The organism is Chryseobacterium arthrosphaerae (assembly GCF_001684965.1).
Classification (GTDB): domain Bacteria; phylum Bacteroidota; class Bacteroidia; order Flavobacteriales; family Weeksellaceae; genus Chryseobacterium; species Chryseobacterium arthrosphaerae.
In genome coordinates, this window is the sequence record NZ_MAYG01000001.1 from 1104410 (window position 1) to 1123099 (window position 18690).

Annotated in this window: 22 protein-coding genes, 1 tRNA gene and 1 pseudogene; 12 read left to right on the plus strand and 12 right to left on the minus strand. The window is 36.9% G+C overall.

Translation table 11 applies throughout. The features are described 5' to 3' along the window. Window positions 1–4: 4 nt before the first annotated feature. Together BBI00_RS04885 and BBI00_RS04890 are read left to right on the plus strand one after the other, a co-directional pair. Window positions 5–781, plus strand: a pseudogene (locus BBI00_RS04885) (phage portal protein); the annotation flags it as partial. A gap of 299 nt (window positions 782–1080) precedes the next feature. Beyond that, window positions 1081–1605, plus strand: a complete 525-nt coding sequence (locus tag BBI00_RS04890; RefSeq protein ID WP_065397718.1) for a hypothetical protein — start codon at window positions 1081–1083, stop codon at window positions 1603–1605. A 126-nt stretch (window positions 1606–1731) separates the two neighbouring features. Here BBI00_RS04890 and BBI00_RS04895 read toward each other — a convergent pair whose 3' ends face one another. The 3 genes from BBI00_RS04895 to BBI00_RS04905 all read right to left on the minus strand — a co-directional run bounded on the left by BBI00_RS04895 (window position 1732) and on the right by BBI00_RS04905 (window position 2880). After that, on the minus strand, window positions 1732–2130 hold the full coding sequence (locus tag BBI00_RS04895) for a hypothetical protein (RefSeq protein WP_065397719.1): 399 nt from the start codon (window positions 2128–2130) through the stop codon (window positions 1732–1734). After that, window positions 2123–2551, minus strand: coding sequence for a hypothetical protein (locus tag BBI00_RS04900; protein WP_065397720.1), 429 nt, complete (start codon window positions 2549–2551; stop codon window positions 2123–2125). The genes BBI00_RS04895 and BBI00_RS04900 overlap by 8 nt, the downstream gene beginning before the upstream one ends. 71 nt (window positions 2552–2622) lie before the next feature. Then, window positions 2623–2880, minus strand: coding sequence for a hypothetical protein (locus tag BBI00_RS04905; protein ID WP_065397721.1), 258 nt, complete (start codon window positions 2878–2880; stop codon window positions 2623–2625). Window positions 2881–2932: 52 nt separating this feature from the next. Here BBI00_RS04905 and BBI00_RS04910 point away from each other — a divergent pair, with 52 nt between their 5' ends. Beyond that, window positions 2933–3715 carry a hypothetical protein gene (locus tag BBI00_RS04910; protein ID WP_065397722.1) on the plus strand — a complete coding sequence of 261 codons (783 nt, stop codon included), beginning with the start codon at window positions 2933–2935 and terminating at the stop codon, window positions 3713–3715. Between the two features lie 58 nt (window positions 3716–3773). Here BBI00_RS04910 and BBI00_RS04915 read toward each other — a convergent pair whose 3' ends face one another. From BBI00_RS04915 to BBI00_RS04935, 5 genes are all read right to left on the minus strand, one after another. Beyond that, the gene (locus tag BBI00_RS04915) at window positions 3774–4067 is read right to left on the minus strand and encodes a hypothetical protein (RefSeq protein WP_065397723.1); all 294 of its coding nucleotides are present in this window, start codon (window positions 4065–4067) and stop codon (window positions 3774–3776) included. Between the two features lie 5 nt (window positions 4068–4072). Continuing rightward, on the minus strand, window positions 4073–4315 hold the full coding sequence (locus BBI00_RS04920) for a hypothetical protein (RefSeq protein ID WP_083988425.1): 243 nt from the start codon (window positions 4313–4315) through the stop codon (window positions 4073–4075). Beyond that, complete coding sequence (locus BBI00_RS04925) at window positions 4303–4851, minus strand: hypothetical protein (RefSeq protein ID WP_065397725.1); 549 nt, start codon at window positions 4849–4851, stop codon at window positions 4303–4305. The genes BBI00_RS04920 and BBI00_RS04925 overlap by 13 nt, the downstream gene beginning before the upstream one ends. Window positions 4852–4934: 83 nt before the next feature. Next, window positions 4935–5008: transfer RNA gene (locus tag BBI00_RS04930), tRNA-Ala, on the minus strand. 206 nt (window positions 5009–5214) lie between these two features. Beyond that, a complete protein-coding gene (locus BBI00_RS04935; protein ID WP_065397726.1) occupies window positions 5215–6186 on the minus strand; it encodes a LacI family DNA-binding transcriptional regulator in 972 nt (323 codons plus the stop codon). A gap of 241 nt (window positions 6187–6427) precedes the next feature. Here BBI00_RS04935 and BBI00_RS04940 point away from each other — a divergent pair, with 241 nt between their 5' ends. From BBI00_RS04940 to BBI00_RS04955, 4 genes are all read left to right on the plus strand, one after another. After that, window positions 6428–8845 (plus strand): TonB-dependent receptor, encoded by a 2418-nt coding sequence (locus tag BBI00_RS04940; protein WP_065397727.1) that lies wholly within the window; start codon window positions 6428–6430, stop codon window positions 8843–8845. Between the two features lie 65 nt (window positions 8846–8910). Next, window positions 8911–10029 (plus strand): amylo-alpha-1,6-glucosidase, encoded by a 1119-nt coding sequence (locus BBI00_RS04945; RefSeq protein ID WP_065397728.1) that lies wholly within the window; start codon window positions 8911–8913, stop codon window positions 10027–10029. A 58-nt stretch (window positions 10030–10087) separates the two neighbouring features. Then, window positions 10088–10732: a uridine kinase family protein gene (locus BBI00_RS04950; RefSeq protein WP_065397729.1), complete on the plus strand. Its 645-nt coding sequence runs from the start codon at window positions 10088–10090 to the stop codon at window positions 10730–10732. Then, window positions 10729–12120: an MFS transporter gene (locus BBI00_RS04955; RefSeq protein WP_065397730.1), complete on the plus strand. Its 1392-nt coding sequence runs from the start codon at window positions 10729–10731 to the stop codon at window positions 12118–12120. The genes BBI00_RS04950 and BBI00_RS04955 overlap by 4 nt, the downstream gene beginning before the upstream one ends. Before the next feature lie 45 nt (window positions 12121–12165). On the opposite strand, the gene BBI00_RS04960 is transcribed toward BBI00_RS04955, so the two are convergent. Beyond that, entirely contained in the window at window positions 12166–12426 is a 261-nt protein-coding gene (locus BBI00_RS04960) for a hypothetical protein (RefSeq protein WP_065397731.1), read from the minus strand. A 254-nt stretch (window positions 12427–12680) separates the two neighbouring features. Continuing rightward, window positions 12681–13364 carry a hypothetical protein gene (locus BBI00_RS04965; RefSeq protein WP_065397732.1) on the minus strand — a complete coding sequence of 228 codons (684 nt, stop codon included), beginning with the start codon at window positions 13362–13364 and terminating at the stop codon, window positions 12681–12683. A 389-nt stretch (window positions 13365–13753) separates the two neighbouring features. On the opposite strand from BBI00_RS04965, the gene BBI00_RS04970 reads away from it, so the two are divergent. Continuing rightward, entirely contained in the window at window positions 13754–14125 is a 372-nt protein-coding gene (locus tag BBI00_RS04970; protein WP_065397733.1) for a hypothetical protein, read from the plus strand. 35 nt (window positions 14126–14160) lie between these two features. Here BBI00_RS04970 and BBI00_RS04975 read toward each other — a convergent pair whose 3' ends face one another. Next, window positions 14161–14796 (minus strand): hypothetical protein, encoded by a 636-nt coding sequence (locus tag BBI00_RS04975; protein ID WP_065397734.1) that lies wholly within the window; start codon window positions 14794–14796, stop codon window positions 14161–14163. Window positions 14797–14976: 180 nt separating this feature from the next. On the opposite strand from BBI00_RS04975, the gene BBI00_RS04980 reads away from it, so the two are divergent. The 3 genes from BBI00_RS04980 (at window position 14977) to BBI00_RS04990 (ending at window position 16345) form a co-directional block, all read left to right on the plus strand. Next, the gene (locus tag BBI00_RS04980; RefSeq protein WP_394363630.1) at window positions 14977–15522 is read left to right on the plus strand and encodes a C40 family peptidase; all 546 of its coding nucleotides are present in this window, start codon (window positions 14977–14979) and stop codon (window positions 15520–15522) included. A gap of 9 nt (window positions 15523–15531) precedes the next feature. Next, window positions 15532–15858, plus strand: a complete 327-nt coding sequence (locus BBI00_RS04985; protein ID WP_065397735.1) for a LytR/AlgR family response regulator transcription factor — start codon at window positions 15532–15534, stop codon at window positions 15856–15858. A gap of 109 nt (window positions 15859–15967) precedes the next feature. Next, window positions 15968–16345, plus strand: a complete 378-nt coding sequence (locus BBI00_RS04990) for a DUF2255 family protein (protein WP_065397736.1) — start codon at window positions 15968–15970, stop codon at window positions 16343–16345. Window positions 16346–16537: 192 nt separating this feature from the next. Here BBI00_RS04990 and BBI00_RS04995 read toward each other — a convergent pair whose 3' ends face one another. Beyond that, window positions 16538–17728, minus strand: coding sequence for an MFS transporter (locus BBI00_RS04995; RefSeq protein ID WP_065397737.1), 1191 nt, complete (start codon window positions 17726–17728; stop codon window positions 16538–16540). An 88-nt stretch (window positions 17729–17816) separates the two neighbouring features. Here BBI00_RS04995 and BBI00_RS05000 point away from each other — a divergent pair, with 88 nt between their 5' ends. Beyond that, window positions 17817–18665, plus strand: a complete 849-nt coding sequence (locus tag BBI00_RS05000) for an AraC family transcriptional regulator (RefSeq protein ID WP_065399620.1) — start codon at window positions 17817–17819, stop codon at window positions 18663–18665. Window positions 18666–18690 lie beyond the last annotated feature (25 nt).

Consider the following 18690-nt stretch of genomic DNA (forward strand, 5'->3'; position numbering starts at 1 on the left):
AAAGGATTGCCATACTGCGGATGCAAACGGTGGAATAGAACTTGTCTCAGAAACTGTCAATTCAATTGGTAAAATTTCGATTGTTTGGTATTCGTTTGAAAACGTAAAGTGGTCAAAAGTTCAGAAAGCCATTGAAAGGTTAGAGGAAATTGCCAGTGATACTGGTGAGGTTAACAAGAAGTTCTCGGCACCAATATTAGCACTTACAGGTGAAGTGACAGGAAGTTTTTCCAAAGACAAAACCGGTAAGGTCCTGCAGCTTAACGGAGATAAAGCCAGTGCAAACTTTGTACAACCACCTAATGCAAGCGAATCTCTTTCTAATGAGAAGAAAGACCTTGAAAGCATTATATACAAAATGACCAATTCCGTAAACATTTCCCCAGAAGCTTTAGAGGGATTAGGGAATATGCTTGCGACTGAAAACGCTGCTTTCCTATTCATGCTACCGCATCTTAAGGTAATGGACAAAATGAGTGTTTACGTGCCGGCCCTTAAACGTAGAATGTCTATCGTTAAATCTTTCTTCCAATTAATGAATACAGGTTTCCGCAATAGCGATTTGGACGCAGAACCTGTAATAATTCCTTACATTATCAATAACGAGGCTACGTTCTATGAAATGCTAATGTCAGTCAATGGAAATCAGCCATTATTTAGTCAAAAAGCAACAATGGAGAAAGCCGGAATCAAGGACGTGGATAAAATGCAAGAGGAAATTAAGAAAGAAATGGTAACTATAAAAAGCAAAGAATTAAATAATCAGTCAACAACTAATTAATAAAATTGCTAGATTTGATTAAATAACCTTAAAATTTATAAACATGTTTATTCAAGTCACAAAGAAAGATTCAATATGTTTTATTAATGTAAAAAACATATGTACAGTTGAAAATTGGAGTGGCGGTGGTGCACTTATAAAAATGAACGACAGTAATAATGTATTTTGCAAGGAAAGTCTAGAAGTAGTGATGGAGAAAATAAATTCGGTGAAATAACTTTTCAGTAATGTACTATGGAAAAATTACATCAGCCTTCTCTTTGAGAGGGCTTTTTGTTATATTTGTTGAAAACTAAACTATGTTATTATTGAGTTTGACAAAAGAGGAAATGACTTTTTTAACAGACACTAGCCGAACAATAATTCCTTTATTTGCAGCAATGGCTGGTGCATATCTTACATATAGGTTTCAAAAAAAAGATAAAATAAGAGACCATTTATTTACTTACAAAGTTAAGACTTATTCTGCATTAGTTGAAGGGGTGATCGATGCAAAAAGAGAATTAGAAAAAATAAGAAATGATAATTTTTTGACATTCTCGACACCTAGGAAGAAAAGTAGTGAAATTTGGGATGATTTTAGAAAATTAACAGCAGAGCAGGCATTATTTATGAGTGATAAAACATCTAAGGATTTATCAACAATACATGATGCTATTTTTTCTATAGTGTATCTTGAAACACTAAATCCAGCATATAAAACAAATGATACTGAAGAACAATACAAAGAAGCGCTAACCAAATCTATATACGAATGTAATCAATTCATTAAGAAAGTACAGGGTGATCTTAAAATTGATCGACTAAATAATAATAAATTGTAGACGCAACCCCTTAAATGACCTATATTTATGCATAAGTTTTTTTTATTATGTTCGCTAAAAAACTAGTAAGTAGAAGGCTAAAGTGATCTTCCTATTCATAAAGAATAACCCCCTTGATCGGGGGCTTTATTTATATCTAGAAGGATATCCAGGGTTCTCTAGATCTTTTATTAAGTTCTGAAGATAATGAACTGTAAAGAAATGTTTTTGATTAGTAATGTGCTCATAGCTTGTTTCACCAAAGTTATTAGTGCATAAAAGATTAAATTCTTTAATATCCTCTTCTTCTACGACAATTTTCAATATTTCTTGGACATTAACATCTTTGCTGTATGTTTTAATTTTTCCTTTCTTTTCATCCAATTCAAATCCTAATTTAACCAACCATTCCTCTGATAATGGTATTGGCTGAAACGCATTAGCATCGAATTTTTCCATTTGTTCAACATCATGCTCTGATATAATGTAATTATGATTTCCAGAATTGTTAGCAAAATTACCTGCTTTAAAAAAGTGATTATTCATGATCGTTTTTCTTCAAATATAACTCTTTTCCTTTAAGTGCGTAGAAAAGATTTTGGAATTCATGAACATACTTTACTTCTAATTCATCATCATAATCGCCCAACTTTATGATCCAGCCTTTAGACGGACGACAAACAAAATCTCTGTGAGAAATTCCACTGTCTAAAGTGTATTCAAATTGGCTTGCATATTCATCACTTGGATTATACTTTGTACCGTCATTGCTTTCAAATCCAAAACCTAGTAGCCATTCCTCAGTTAATGGAATTAAGTTAATTCCTGGCGTTTGAAGCAAAGCATATCGGTTTTCTCCTCCGGACTTATATCTAAACATAATTTCCTCAGCCATAATACCGGTTATTTCAGATAGTGTACTTCCAAAGTTTATATAATTCCCCAATCTAAATTCGTTACTGTTCATAAGGTAATTTTTTTACAATAATACAAAGATTTAAAAAGAATTAGGTTTTGCTAAGCAAACAATATATGAGTTTAATATTCTTCAATTTGCTTTAAAAGAAGATTTGCGTCTTCAATTATTGTTGGCTGCGGAATCTGTTTAAAAACAATTCCATCCTTAGGAGATGCGCCAGTTATTGTTTTGTCCTTATGGACCGTCAGAGAGTTCCAAATATTCTCTGTAAGTTCTTTCTGGTAGTTGGTACAGAAAGTAGTTCCGTTTGCTTCCCGGATAGTCTCTTTTTGATATCCGTTTTCTGTTAGGAAGTTGTAGAAATTAAAGTTGCTCATAGAATTATATTTTGTTTTTATATATTTTATTATCTATTTTGCATTTTTATAAATGATGAGAAAATTTAAAATTTGGTATTTTACAAACATATCTGCAAACATTAGTATTGCGCTAATTTCTTTCTTTTTTTCTGCGTCTTTAACAATGTTCGCTGTCTTTTATAATCAATATAATATTGAACACATTGAGAACCTTTATAATAAAAGATCTAGCGAACTGGACTCAATCGCAGAAAATACGGAAAGAGATGTGTATAAATTAACGAAAATGGTTTCTTTTAAACAGGTTCAAGACTCAGTTTTTAAAAGAAATTCTAAACAGCTGGATGTATTATTAAAATCTGTTGCTTTTTATAACCGTAAAGGGAAAAGGATGGATTCCTCTAAATACTATGCGCGTGAATTGAAGTCCATTAATACACTACTACCTTTTGACATTGGAAAATTACAGGCTTATTCTGGAATTGACCTTCAGGAGAGGGGAGCAGAGTATGAAATAAATTTGAGATATATAAATTCTCAATACCAGCTTTCTAAAAGTTTAGAAAATTACTTCAGGCATAAAATAAAAAAGAACGATAAAATCGAAGATCAGATTAGTGATTTAATAATTAATGCATCAGCACAACATCAATATTACAAAGACACTTTAAACAGCAGGCCTACTATACTTAGAACTCTTAAAAGAGAGAAAAATGACAAGCAGTTTGACAAAAGGGTTGCTCACTTTAAGTTTAACCAGAGATTCTATTTACTTTTATCCTATGTTTGCGTAATAATTGCGATTATTCTGTCTTATTTTGCATACATATGTGGGCATTTTAGAAGGAATTAGGTTTAAAGTTCTTGGTTTCAAATTCTTTTTACCGTTGGGAAGTAGCTGCATTTCTTCATCACATATTATAAATTTCGATTGCACGGCTAATCCCTTTTTCTAATGCTTGTTGCCTTGTTTCAAATCGGTTAGGTATTCCACAGTAAATGTTCTCATTTATTTTGTATTGCCACGGATATATACTACATATTCCTTTCCATGGAATAAGAAATATGTTTATTGAGTCTAGCCATTCAATTATTAAAGTGTCCTGAAACTTGTCAGCCAGTTTATCGAATCCGCCTTCAGGATGAAAAATAATTTCGTCTTTCAGCCATTGTTCAAAATCTGTTTTTGCTTTTCCCGATAACATATCTTTTATTTTTTAAGCCACTCAATTACCTTATGAGTGTGGAACATTAATTTAGTTTTCTGCTTTCTATTTTCATAGCCTCCTATAATCAATTCTTCAGGTAAAAGTTTGTTGTCGATTAAGGAGTAAACACGTCTTCTAGGCTTTCCGATTATCTGGCAGAACTGATCCAAAGTAAGAGATATTGACTTCGATAATTCTACCAGGTGAGACGCTTCCATTACATCCCGGAGCGTCATATCTGCCATTCTTTCCAAATTCCTGAACAATTGCATGATTCATCAACAAGATCAGTGAAGAGCGACGATAGCATTTTCTTGTACTGATTGTAGCTGTAATTTGACAAACTGCATGCTTCCAATACCTTTTTTATATGGATGAGCTCAACATCTTTGATTTTTAGGAAATCCAATTCCAGTTTAGTCAGATTCAGTTTAAATCGATTCAAAGCCGACTCAACAACTTTTACATGTTCCGGAGTGTAGGTTTTTCTCTCTAATGCTTCGGTCAATGAAAGATTGGGATTCAATTCTTCCTCCATAAACACGAATTGCTTAGTTCTGGGATTATAATCTTTCTCGTCGAGTAGGGTAGTCATCTGCTTTAATAGCAGCTTTTCGATTTGCTTCTGTTCTTTTTCATCCTTAAACCTGTTTAGTCTTCGCCGGTAGGTAAATGGTTTTTCCCGATCTGGTTCGTAAAAGCGACATGGAATAAACCAATCATCTTTTGAGCTGGTCACTAGGAAATCGGATCTCTTGCATCCGAAATTGAGGTTTTTCATACGTATTAATTTTGTTACTGATTAATACGCTTCCAAAAAGTATGAATCCCAAAAAAGCCCTTGTGGGAAGGGCTTAGCTGTAGTGGAGAATACGGGATTCGAACCCGTGACCTTTTGACTGCCAGTCAAACGCGCTAGCCAACTGCGCCAATCCCCCGTTTTATTTAAAGCGGTACAAAAGTAAGTATTTAAATGATATTTCCAAATATTTTATAGCTTTTTATTCAATTATATTAAATGAAAATATAATCATTATGGGGAAAAGCTGCTTTCTTATTGCATAACAAATTAATAATCAAAGACCTGGAACTTGTTAATAAAAACAGAAGCCAGATAAAATAAAAAAAGCTTTTAGACGTAAAATTATAAATAATAACAGCTATCAGGTTTCTCCGAAAGATCAGGCGTTGATTTCCTGATCGCCTCCATTAGTTTTGTTGCAGCAAATGTTCCCATTCTGTACCCGTCATTGATTTGATATTCATACGTTTCATCAAGATATTTTGGAAGGGTGCCTTCACTTATAGCAACCACTTTTTTGTTCGTATTGTTGAGATTTCTTTTGATTAATGAGCTGTGAAGCCCCATTAATGTTTCGTCGCTCATTGCAAAAAAGCCATCAAATGAATGATCATCTAATAATATATCCAGTTTCTGTTTTACCATATCAGCAGATTTGCAGAATAGAATGTGCAGTTGTACAGCCGGAGACTGTCTGATTCTGTTTTCAAAAGACCTGAGCCTGCTTTGGGTGATTTCAAGGTTTTCATCACCAAAAATAGCCAGTATATTGTTGCAGTTTTGATCCATGAGCTTTTCTGCACACTGTTCAGCCGTTTTTATATTGTCAAAAATTACAGATTCAAAAGTATGCTGGGGAACAGTTTTATCGAAAATGATAACGGGAATTTCCATTTCTTTCAGTCTTTTCAGATGTTCAGCATCTTTGGTCTCATTTGTTAATGAAATCAGAACACCATCTACTCTGGAATTGATGCAGGTTTCTATATGTTCCTTTTCAGTCTCATAGGAATCATTGGAAGACAGGATGAAAAACCGGTATCCTTCTTTATTGAGAACTGATGAAATTCCATTAATGATAGACGGTAAAAAGAACATGGAGATTTCCGGAACAATGAGACCAATCACCTTGGAAGAATTTTTCCTGAAACTGATGGCAAAATCATTCGGAACATAATTAAGTGCTTCAGCTGCTTCCTTTACTTTGCGTTTAACAGAACTGCTTATATCAGGATGATCCTTCAATGCTCTGGAGACCGTTGAAGTACTAATGTTGAGCATTTTCGCAAGATCTTTTATAGTAATTCTTTTCATTGTAAGAGTTCATGTTAATTATTGGGAGAAATTAAGAATAATTGTAGCAAAATGTTTTGTTAATATTTGTTAAATAAATAGCTTTAATTTGTTAAAGAAAAGTTAATTTCATAAAAACTTATCCACCGCAACCGTTTGCGCAATCGTTTGAAATTAATATAGCGTTCATACCCTGTTCAAAATTCTTTTTTGAGACCCTAAAAAAAATACTTTTGAGACATAACAAAAAATTAGAAATACTATGGAAGCACAGTCGATAAAGAAATTGCTGATTTTAGGGACGATCAATACAGCTGCATTGATGTTCTCTCAGGAGACCGTTCATGATACGATTTCAGCCAGAAACAAGGTTATAGATGAAGTTGTTATTACAGGTAATTCCAATCCTAAAACTTCCATCAGGACAAGTACTTCAATTTCAACGTTAAAACAGGCTGATATCATCAATGCCGCACCAAGAACTACGGCTGAAATTTTCAGAACGATCCCCGGGATCCGGAGTGAATCTTCAGGAGGTGAAGGAAACTCGAACATTACGGTAAGAGGAGTTCCTGTTTCTGCGGGAGGATCAAGATATCTGCTGATTCAGGAGGATGGCCTTCCTGTCATGCAGTTTGGAGATATTGCCTTTGGAACGCAGGATCAGTTTACAAGATTTGATTCATTTGTGTCCAGGGTTGAAGCCCTGAGAGGAGGATCTGCATCTGTCTTTGCATCCAATTCCCCGGCAGGGATCATCAATTTTATTACGAAAACAGGAGAAAAGAAAGGAGGCAGCATTACCCAGCAGGTAGGTTTGAATTATAACAACTTCAGAACAGATGTAGACTACGGAACTCCGCTGGGAAAAGATTTTTATATTGGAGTAGGCGGCTTTTACAGGGGTGGGGACGGTCCCAGAAAAGCAGGATATATCTCTAATAACGGAGGACAGTTCCGTATATCTTTACTGAAGAAGTTTGAAAAAGGAAGTATCAGAATTTATGGTAAATATCTTGACGACAGAACTGCAGCTTATATGCCGATGCCGGTTGCAGTATCAGGTTCAGATTCCAACCCTGATTACAGCTCTCTGAGCAATTATAATATCCTAACCGGAGCCCTTCAGTCTTCTCATTTTAAAAATGACCTTACTTTCGGTGGAAACGGACAGATCCTTAAAAGTGATATCCGTGATGGGATGCACTCAGTATCCAGGACGGCAGGTTTGGAATTTAATTATGATCTGGGTGCCGGATGGAAATTAGATGCCAGGGCAAGATATGCTGCAAATGACGGACAGTTTTTAGCGCCTTTTCCAGCTGCAGTGGGCAGCAAGTCTGAAATTTTGGAATCGGTTCCCGGATATGGAAGCGCGGTCTATGCAGGAACCAACACCGACGTAGATAACGATAAAAAGTATATGAAAACAGTTTTATTCAATACCCAGCTGAATAACCTGAACAACTTTTTCAGTGATTTGAACATCAGTAAAAAATGGAGTAAGGTAAAACTCAATGCCGGCGTTTATAACAGTACACAAAACATCAACCTGTCCTGGAACTGGAATACTTATTTGATGGAGGTTTCAGATAATAACGCAAGATTGGTAGATGTGATCAGCAATACAGGAACCAAAATTACAGATAACGGCCTGCTTCATTACGGAGTTCCGGATTGGGGAGGAGTGAATAGAAATTATGACACGAAATATTCCGTGATTGCACCTCACGCTCAGGTAGAAATTAATCCGGTTGCCAACTTGACCCTCGATCTGGGAGCCCGTTATGATTTTGGAAATGTATCGGGAAGTTTTTCCGGAACCAAAAACACAACACGCATTATAGATGTAAATCAGAACGGAATGATCGAAACTCCCGAACTTGCGGTGGCTGTGGTAGACGGAACAGTTCCTGTGGATTATCAATATGGTATTTTCGGGTACTCATTCGGAGCCAATTATACTTTAAGCTCCCATCATGCGGTGTTTGCAAGAATAAGCCAGGGGGGAAGTGCTTCAGCCGACAGGATTCTTTTTGCCGGCTACAATTATACCAATAATGATGACCCGGCTTTAGATGCTGTAAAAGTGAATAAACTCAACCAGTTTGAAGCCGGTTATAAATTGAGAGGAGCCAGTTATTTTCTGAATACAACTTTCTTTTACGCAAAAACCATTGAAGCGAATTACGAAGCAACCACACAGTTAAGAACAGAAAATAAATACCAGTCCTGGGGAATTGAGTTCGACGGGTTTTATAAGATCAATAAAAATTTTGATATCAAAGCAGGCCTTACCTATACTCATGCCGAAATTAAAAATGCAATTGATCCTTCAATAATAGGGAATATGCCAAGAAGAACCCCGAGGTTGATGTATTCATTCAATCCTAATATCAATATAGAAAAGCTGAGTTTGGGATTCTTTGCCGTGGGATCTGCAAAAGCATTTACCCAGGATAACAATAAGCTGATCATGTCCGGTTATATCATTATAAATCCATACATTTCATACAGGCTTCTGAATAACCTGACTCTGAATGTGAATGCTAATAATGTATTCAATGCGCTTGCCATTACTGAGGCGGAAGAAGGATCATTACAGGGAACCAATGGAATTGTCAGGGCAAGAACACTGCCCGGAAGAACAATAGGGGCAAGTGTGAAATTTGATTTCTAGCCGGATAATAGTGAGCTCACTGAAATCATTACGCTGATTTTTATAAAAACAATTGATTCAATACTATGTTTACACAGAAAGCTTTACAGGTTATAGAACAATCCATTTCAGAGCAGGGGATTCTGGCCTCTTGTGAAAGAAAGGATAATTATGCCAGGGTATGGGCCAGAGATTCCATGATGACAGGAATTACCGGGATTTTAATCAAAAACCGGACAATTACAGATGGCTTGAAAAAATCTATACAAACACTCGTAAAGCATCAGGCTGAAAATGGTCAGATTCCTTCGAATGTTGATGGTGAAAAAGTAAGTTACGGAACACTTGCAGGGCGTACGGATGCAACGGTCTGGTGGATTATCGGAGCCTGTGAATACATCCTATATTCCGGAGATGAAGATTTAAAAAAAGAATTAAAAGAAAAAATAGATAAGGCATTTTCCTGTTTGAAGACCTGGGAATTCAACCAGAGAGGTTTACTTTACAGCCCGCTGGGAGGAAACTGGGCAGATGAATATGTTACTTCAGGCTATGTTTTATATGATAATGTTCTCCGCTACTGGGCATTCAGAACTGCAGCAAAGGTATATGAAGATGCGCAGCTGCAATCTCTTGCCGGAACAACAAAAGAGCTGATAGAAAATAATTTTAGAAAAAATGATAAGGCAGACCGGTACCATGAGTCCGCCTATCAAAAAGCCAGCGAAAAACCTTATCTGTGGGCATCATTGAATGCCAATGGGTATGATGAAAGGTTTGACCTTGCGGGAAATGCTCTGGCTGTTCTTTTAGGCCTGGAACTGAATTTAAATGACTTCACTCGTTTTCTGGAAGAATTAAAACTAGAGTCTGGGCATTGGATGCTGCCCGTATTTTATCCCATTATTTTTCCTGACGATGCTGACTGGAACTTGCTGGAAAATAACTACAGCTATCAATTTAAAAATCATCCTTATCATTTTCATAATGGCGGATCATGGCCCATCCACCTTGGGTGGCTTTGTCTGGGGCTGAAGAAAAGGGGATATGATGAAATACCATTAAAAATTCTCAACCAATATGAGAAACTTCTTGCAGAGAAAGGGGCTGACTTCAGGGAATATTATTCTACAGATCAGCTTATCCCTTCCGGAACGGAGTTTCTGTGTTTTTCAGCATCCGGGTATCTTTTGATGAAGATCTGATGTAGAGACCCGGATCAGTTTACAATACAATTTATATATTTTTAAAACGGATTAAAAGATGATTGGAGATGTCATAAATCTTGAGCAGAAGCATTTGGAGACGGCTGAAAATATTTATAAAATAATCAGCGAAACCCATCAGAAGCCTCAAAAATGGTCGGTAGGAATTTGTGGGGAAAGTGGCAGCGGAAAATCAGTCACCGCATTTGCCCTAAAAAAAGTTTTGGAAGAAAAAGGGATAAAAAGCCTGGTCATACAGATGGATGATTATTTTAAGCTTCCGCCTAAAAGCAATCACGAGAACCGGCAGAAAAGCCTGAAAAATGTTGGGGTACATGAAGTATATCTGGATAAAATTCAGGAAACAGTAAAAAACTTTAAAGAAGGAGAATCTTTCATCACGAAACCCCTTGTTCATTATATTGAAAATTCTGTCACCGAAGAGGTTCTTAAAGCAGAAGATATTCAGGTTCTTATTGTTGAAGGAACTTATGTGCTGGATATCGATGATTTTGATGTCAGTATTTTCATTGACCGTACTTATAAAGATACCTATGAAAACAGGATGAAAAGAAACCGTGATGTACAGAGTGATTTTATTGAAAGAGTATTACAGATTGAGCATGGAATCATCCGCCAGTTGAAAGAAAAAGCAGATCTGATACTGGACAAGAATTATCATATCATAAAGTCTGAGCTATGAATAAGAAAATAATACCAAGACTGAGTTTTTGGCAGATATGGAATATGAATGTCGGTTTTTTCGGCATTCAGTATAGCTTTGGACTGCAGCAGACAGCTGTGAACCCGTTGTATTCCTTTTTGGGAGCACATGCAGAGCAGCTTCCTATCCTTAACCTGGCAGGCCCTGTTACGGGATTGCTCATCCAGCCACTGATAGGAGCAATAAGTGATAAAACATGGAGCGTGAAATGGGGCCGCCGGAAACCTTTTTTCCTGATGGGAGCTGTACTGTGCAGCCTTGCGTTATTTATTTTTCCGTTCAGTTCTTCCATCTGGATGGCGGTGGGGCTTCTTTGGATCCTTGATGCTGCCAATAATACGGCTATGGAGCCTTACAGAGCTTTTATCGGAGATAAACTTCCGGAAGAACAGCAGACTTTTGGTTTTCAGATGCAGAGTCTCTTCGTAGGAGGTGGTATTACACTGGCTAATCTTTCTCTTTTTATTTTCCAGAAATATTTTGGAGGAAATACGGAAGCAGGAGGAATTCCTGCATGGGTCTATTATTCATTTTTCCTGGGTTCATTCTGTTCAATTGCTTCTGTAGTATGGTCTGTGTATAAAACACCGGAAATACCACCTACAGATGAAGAACTTATTCAACTAAAAGCTGAAAAAGAAAACGATACACTCTTCACGCCATTTACCGATATTGCCAGGGCCATTCTGAACATGCCGAAAATACTCTGGCAGCTGGCATTGGTTTACCTGTTTCAATGGTATGCACTGTTCTGTTATTGGCAGTTTGTTACCCCGATGATCAAACAGACCCTTTATCATGTTTCAGAAACGGATGAAGAAACGGCAAACATGATGGTTGAGCTTTCCAAAAACGGACTTGCTGTTTCTCAGAATGATCTCTTGTGGGCGAAAAATATACTTAATCTGGTAGAAAAAGCAGTGGGGCAGACCGGCCTTATGAATGGATTTTATAATTTTATTACACTGATCTCTGCACTTCTTCTGATTCCGTTTGCGCTGAAATACTCTGCAAAAAATGTATATGCTTTCTGTCTGGTAGGTACAGGATTATCATTGCTGGTATTACCATTCATTACCAACGAATACCTGATTTTACTGCCTATGGTTCTTTTTGGAATTGGATGGGCTGCCATGATGGGCCTCCCTTATTCTATGGTGTCTCCATCTGTTCCTGCAAACAAAAGGGGAATTTATATGGGAGTGATCAATATGATGATTGTGATTCCGATGCTTATTCAGACCCTGACGTTTGGAGCTTTTTACAGATATATTCTGGGCGGCAATCCGGCAGCAGCCATTATGATGGCAGGAGTCTTATTTCTGTTGGCCTCTTTTTCGGTAATGATGATGAGAACAAAAAAATGAGGAACAGGATCGTTTTTAAAACAATAATTGATGTTTTTTGACTATTTATTCATCAAGAGAACTGAACGTTAAATGAACATAGAGTATATTTTCATTAGCTTCTCTGGTCCATGTTCGGCCGTTAATCAAACCAAAAGCCAGTTTATTGACGGAATACAAATACTTTTCAATTTCCTGCCACTGCATTTCATCTATATATGATTCTATATTCACCCAGTCACCAACAACCGGTACAGTTTCAAATTCAACCGCTGGAATGTTAATATCAATTTCCTTGAAATCATCAGACACAAAAACTACTTTCATATTTCATATTTAAATCAAATATAGTCAAACAAAATATCATATGAAGCCCATATCAAAATATTCTGAAAACAGGTACAGTCAAGGGGAGGGCATGGCGGTTCATCGATATGAAACTGGATTTCATTATGAGTGCAGATAGGGAGGAATTTGAGATGATAGTTACCGGTTTCCTGAAAAAGAGAATTGTATTGAGTAAAAGCAAAAACAGCCACAATTGGTATTATGGCTGCTTTCTTGAAATCAGATATTGAGTATTATAAAGATCTGGAACGCGCTATATTAATGAGGTATACAAGGTGTGCATACATATTTCGTTTTACAGACTCTACTTTTATATTTCCGGTGGTCTGATTGATGGTTGTAACAAGATCAGTATTGCATTGCCCACCAAAATTACCGCTTCCCAGATAGTTAACCGTATTATCAACAGGATAAGTGATTCTTGGATAATCCGGTGCCGTCTGATTGGCAATTGCCGTCACTGTATTATAACCTTTGTTGTCTACATAACGGGCTGTCCATGTTCCTAAAAACTGACCATTAGAGGTATTGATACCCTGTCCCACAATTATCTGGGTGTCTACAGGGTTGGTAAAACCGGCACAGGAAGTATAATGATTGATAGAAACTGTACAGGATGACGCATTGTCACCAGGCTGAAAGCATTTTCCTTCGTAGACGGTGGATCTTTGTTCAGCCGAAGAAGTTGAAGTATTCAATACAGCTTTGGGAGCAAAGATTTCTTCAGGAGAAATAAGGGTTAAAACACCCTGTGCATCTGCTGCAACAATTTTTTTTTCAGCATTTGCAAGTCCTCTTACTCTTACCAGACCATTCACATCTAAAGTTTGAGTCGGAGTATTTGTGTTAATCCCAACCTGGGCTTCCAAGCCACCATACAAAGCAATTGCTGCCAAAAAGAAAGTTTTTGTTTTCATATTAAAATTTGAATAGGTTTATTTTTTCACTAAGTTATGAAATATATTGTAAATTGAAATAAAAAAATATTTTAAATGCAATATGAAATGAATTTTAAAATTATAACGTGTTAATTGTGGTGAATTTTGCATTATTTGTATTTTATGGGTAGGAATACCTTGAAATAGTTGTATCCTCTTTTTGTTTGAAAAATATTTGTATTTTAGCCGAAATATGTTGTTTTTTAATAAACATATTGGAGCCTGATTAAAATTCAGATAATTTGAATAAAAAATTAGTAGATTTGCACGGAACAAAAAATAATACATATTAGGTCTATTCTCTACAGCATTCATAATGAACGGTGAAGAGGAAACCAGAAAATTTTAGGATATAAACTACTGAAACTATGAAGAAACTTTTTTTACTTTTATTAACGGCGTTTTTATTTATTGGCTGCAGTTCTAATGATGATACCATTTATGATTATGTGGGAACATGGTCTGGTAGCTATGACGGGAGCGATAAAGGAGTATGGAACTTCGTGGTAGATACCAATGGTAAGGTGGTAGGAACCATGCATTCTGATGTTAATAATGAAAACTATAGTATTTCCGGAAATTTAAGTGAGACAGGAGATCTTAATGCAAAAGTAGGTTTTCCGTCGTCAGGAGGTGATTTCAGAGGAACACTGGGTACGGATAAAAAAGGAAGCGGAAGCTGGGCCAATTCACTTCCCACTCCTGCAAAATCAGGATCCTGGAAAGGAGAGAAAAAATAAAATAAAAAGTCTGCATTACCCAATGCAGACTTTTTTTATATGAATCCCATATGGGTTATTTCTTCATTTTCATTCTCAACGACTAATACATAAAGCAGAAAATCCTCTTCCTGGAAATGCTTTTCAAAAACCGGTTTCCGGTGATCCAGAGAAACTGTTTCTTCTCTATATTCCGTACTGTAGTTTTCAGAGTCCAGCTTTATCGTTATGATTACAGCTTTATCCGTATTATAGTTTCCGGTCACATATAATGTTTGTTCCTGAATGGTAACACCGCCGTTTATATTTTCCGTATTTCCAAACCGGAATGTCTTCAGGAGCTTTTTTCCTTCCTCAGTCTTTAAACCATTTTCTACCGTTCGCTGACCTCTTCCGGAAGTCCGGTCCAGGTCTTTAATCTCAGTCATCAGCTTTGCAAACCTCTGATAGAGTAGGGGATCACCGGCTTTTTTTATATAACGGTCAAGACTTTTCCTTATAGCTTTACCTATTTTGGAGCAATGTCCGAATTCCGAGCTGTTTTGCCGTACCTTCTCATAAGACGGATTCTTTTTAAAGGCAGTTTTATTGAACCCGCTTTTCTTCCGAACCACATTTTTCCCGTTCAGGTTATAGAATACAAGGTCGCCTACAGCGCCTGTGATCTTGATCAGACTTTCATAAGTTGCCATATTATCAAACTTAGCCTCAAATATACCAATAAATACCTGAAAACAAAATTTTAACATATATTTATAATATAGTTGTAGTATAGTTATAGTATAATTAAAATATAAAATGTATATTTGTCAGGAATTGCTTAACCAAGTATAAATCAGATGAATATGGGAACGGGATTATTTCAGAAAAAAATGAGAATAAAGCAGCTGTCTGTTTTACTGATTGCCTCTGCTTTGGTGGTTTCCTGCGGCTCTTCCAAAAATGCTTCTGCCGGTAAGAAATCCGGAACTAAAACAGTAACCAAATCTGAAAACCTCAGAAAACTGGATTCAAAATTTGATGGTAAAGTACCAAGATCGGTCAATGATATATTGAAAGACGCTGAAAAATATATTGGAACTCCCTATAAATTCGGAGGAAATACATCATCAGGATTCGATTGCTCAGGATTTACCGTAAAAGTTTTTGAAGAAAATGCCTTTACCCTTCCCAGAAGGTCTTCTGATCAGGCGGAAACAGGAAAAAATATAGACATCAGTGATGTGAAGCCGGGAGATTTACTCTTTTTTGCCACAGCAGGAGGAAGCCGGGTGTCCCATGTAGGGATCGTTCATGATATCGGACCTGACGGAGAAGTGAAATTCATTCATGCCTCAACCTCCAAAGGGGTTATTATCTCGTCACTCAATGAAAAATACTGGAATAAAGCCTATCTTCACGCTCAACGGGTTTTGTAACAGATGCCAATGAAGAATACTACATTTGCCTTCATTAAAACAGATAAGAAGCTGGTCAGACTATTCTTTAAAGATATCAATGTAATTAAAGGACTGGGAAACTATGTAGAAATACATACTGCAGACCATAAAAAATACATTTATTATAAAAGCCTCAAAGATCTTATCGAAAGTCTTCCGGAAGAATTTATGCGGGTTCACCATTCGTATATTGTCAACCTGGTCAATATTGATTCCTTTGAAGATAATCAACTGCTATGCGGTGATTTGAAAGTCACGTTTGCCAAAAGCTATAAAGAATGCCTTACGAACGTTCTCCACAAGATGATGCTCTGAAAATCATCTGCATCAGTAGACCATACATCCGCATCAGATTTCTGCTGATGTATATAAAAAAGTTTTTATTCATTTTCCATTCTCTTAGCTTTATAAAAAAAATGAAGCTATGAACAAAGACAGCGCACATGCATATATCCAATCCCATAACCTTATAGGGATAAAAGCCGGAGCAGAAAGACCGGATTTTCTTGAAATATGGATGGTTATCGTCCGCAATAGAATTTTTGCACGTTCCTGGGGACTGGCTGAAAGAAGCTGGTATACTGCTTTTTTGAAAAATCCTGAAGGGCAGATCAGATGTGGCGAAGAGACCTGCAATATACAGGCAGTGATCCCGGAAGATATTGATGAGCTTACCGCTGAAATCAACCAGGCCTATATGACAAAATACAATAGCGAAAGAAACAGGAAATACGCAGAAGGGATTATCAAAGGAAAACACATTCAAAAGACCATGGAATTTGTCATCTGTGATGAAAGATAATACAGCTGTCACACATCATGATCTGAATAATAATTCTTTCAGTATAAGCTGATATATTGTTTTGAATGCCAATTCAATAGAATCGGGCTTTAGCCTGTTTAATATGAAAAATTAAATCCATTGGCTTTAGCCGGAACCTAATGAGAAGCAACTCCATTTTTCGTGGAGTTGCTTTCTTAATATAATAAAGGTCTACATGTGTTCACAAACAGATATAGCAAGTTCTTTTTTGTCTTCATTTTCTTCATCAGCCGTAATCTTTTCAGGAAAAGAAAAGAAGCTCAGGAAAAATGTAGCAGCCAGGAGCAGAACACTCACGGAAAGAACATGCTCAACACCATAATAGGAACTGACAATTCCTCCAAGAAATGCTCCTAATGAAATTCCGATATTAAAGGAGGAGGTAAGCAGGCTGTTCACAAATTCCAATGCATGATGAGGAATAGTTTGGGTAGTCCGGATATTACACACAAGAAAACCGCCGGTGTGAATCATGCCCCAAAGAGATACAATAATGATCATTGGAATAAAAATTCCACCCAGGAAATAGGCCAGGACCTGTACTGTAATGAGCAGGAGTAAGAATACTCTTGTTGTGATCTTTACATTCCTGTTCAAAGCCAGCCCCATGAGCCAGTTGCCAAGAGTTCCCATTCCCCCGAAAAGAAGCAGCATAATGCTGATCTGGGCACCATTCATCCTGGTGATCTCTTCAAGATAAGCCGTAAGATAGGTATAGCTGGAGAACATTGCTGCCAGTGTACCGATGGTTGAGATCAGGTTGATCCACAAAAGAGGATTTTTTAATACAGTGAACTGGTTCTGTTCGTGTTTTTCCTTTTCTGCAGGCATGGAGGGAATAAACAGTAATAACCCGATAAATGCAATTAAACTGATGGCGCTGCTTAGGAAAAAGGAAGCCTTCCAATTATGAAACAGATCAGCCGCATAGGTCGTCATCGGAATACCGAGAACCGTGGCAAGGCTCAGTCCAAGCATTACGGTAGATACTCCTTTGGCACCCTTTTCTTTGAAGGCAATGGCAATGGAAATATTCCAGAACAGCGGATGCAGTATCGCGGGCAATACACGGGCAATCATAAGCATGGTAAAGTTGGTGGAAAAAGCCGATATAAGATTGGAAAGTACAAATATGCTCATCACAAGGCATAAAAGGAACTTACGGTTTATTTTACTGGTAAACGAAGTAATAAAAGGGGAAGAAACGGCAACGGTAATGGCAAAAGCGCTCAATAACCATCCTGCTGTATCAATAGATACGCCGAACTGTCTGCTGATGGTAGGAAGAATACCCACAACTCCGAATTCGGTGGTGATAATGCCGAAAGCCCCAAGTGCCAGTACATAGATTGATCTTTTCATTGATTGTAATAATTTTGACGTAGCAAATTTGAACAGAAAAATTGTAAAAAATCAGTATATTTTAATGATAAATAAGTACTTTTACCGCATGAAAAGAGAGAATATAGATCAACTGGTAAAGGTAGAGTATCATGTCACAGAAAATTGCCCTTTAAAAGGCAATCAATACTCCTTTTTTCAGATCATTTATGTAATTTCCGGGCGGGGTTCCTTTACAATCAATAACAATATGGCGTCATATGGTAAAGGCAGCCTGATATTACTGACCCCTGATGATAAACATCACCTGGAAATTGAGCAAAAGACCGAACTGTTACTCGTAAAGTTCAGTGAACGCTATGTAAAGGATTATAAATGGAATAACATTAATTCGATAGGATGCTTGCTGTATGGTGCATCTTATCTTTCCGGCTGTATTTTACAGAATAAACCCGATATTGTTTTGGTAGACTCTATTGTCACTTCACTGCTCCATGGTCTGAAGCATCCGGATCTTTATCAGGAAGAGTTGACGCTGCATTATGTGAACGCATTGATAGTGATCGCTGCAAGGAATATATCAAAAATGCGGGCTGAGCATACAGCATCCAATACAGATAAAAGAATTGTGGATATTATTAATTATATTCAGGGAAACATCCATGATCCGGCACTTTTAAAAGTGTCTGTGATTGCCGGGGAATTCGGGCTTTCGGAAACCTATCTCGGCAGCTATTTCAAAAACCAGTGTGGAGAAACCATCACCCATTATATCCTGAATTATAAATTGAGGTTAATTGAACACAGGCTTCTGTTCAGTGACATGAGGATTAATGAGATTGTCACCGAGTTTGGATTTTCGGATGAAAGCCACCTGAATAAGTTCTTTAAAAAACAACATAAGATGAGCCTCACTGAATTTAAAAAAACAAAAGGACATATTAAATCTATGGTTTAATTTAGGACATGCAAATTATTGTTTT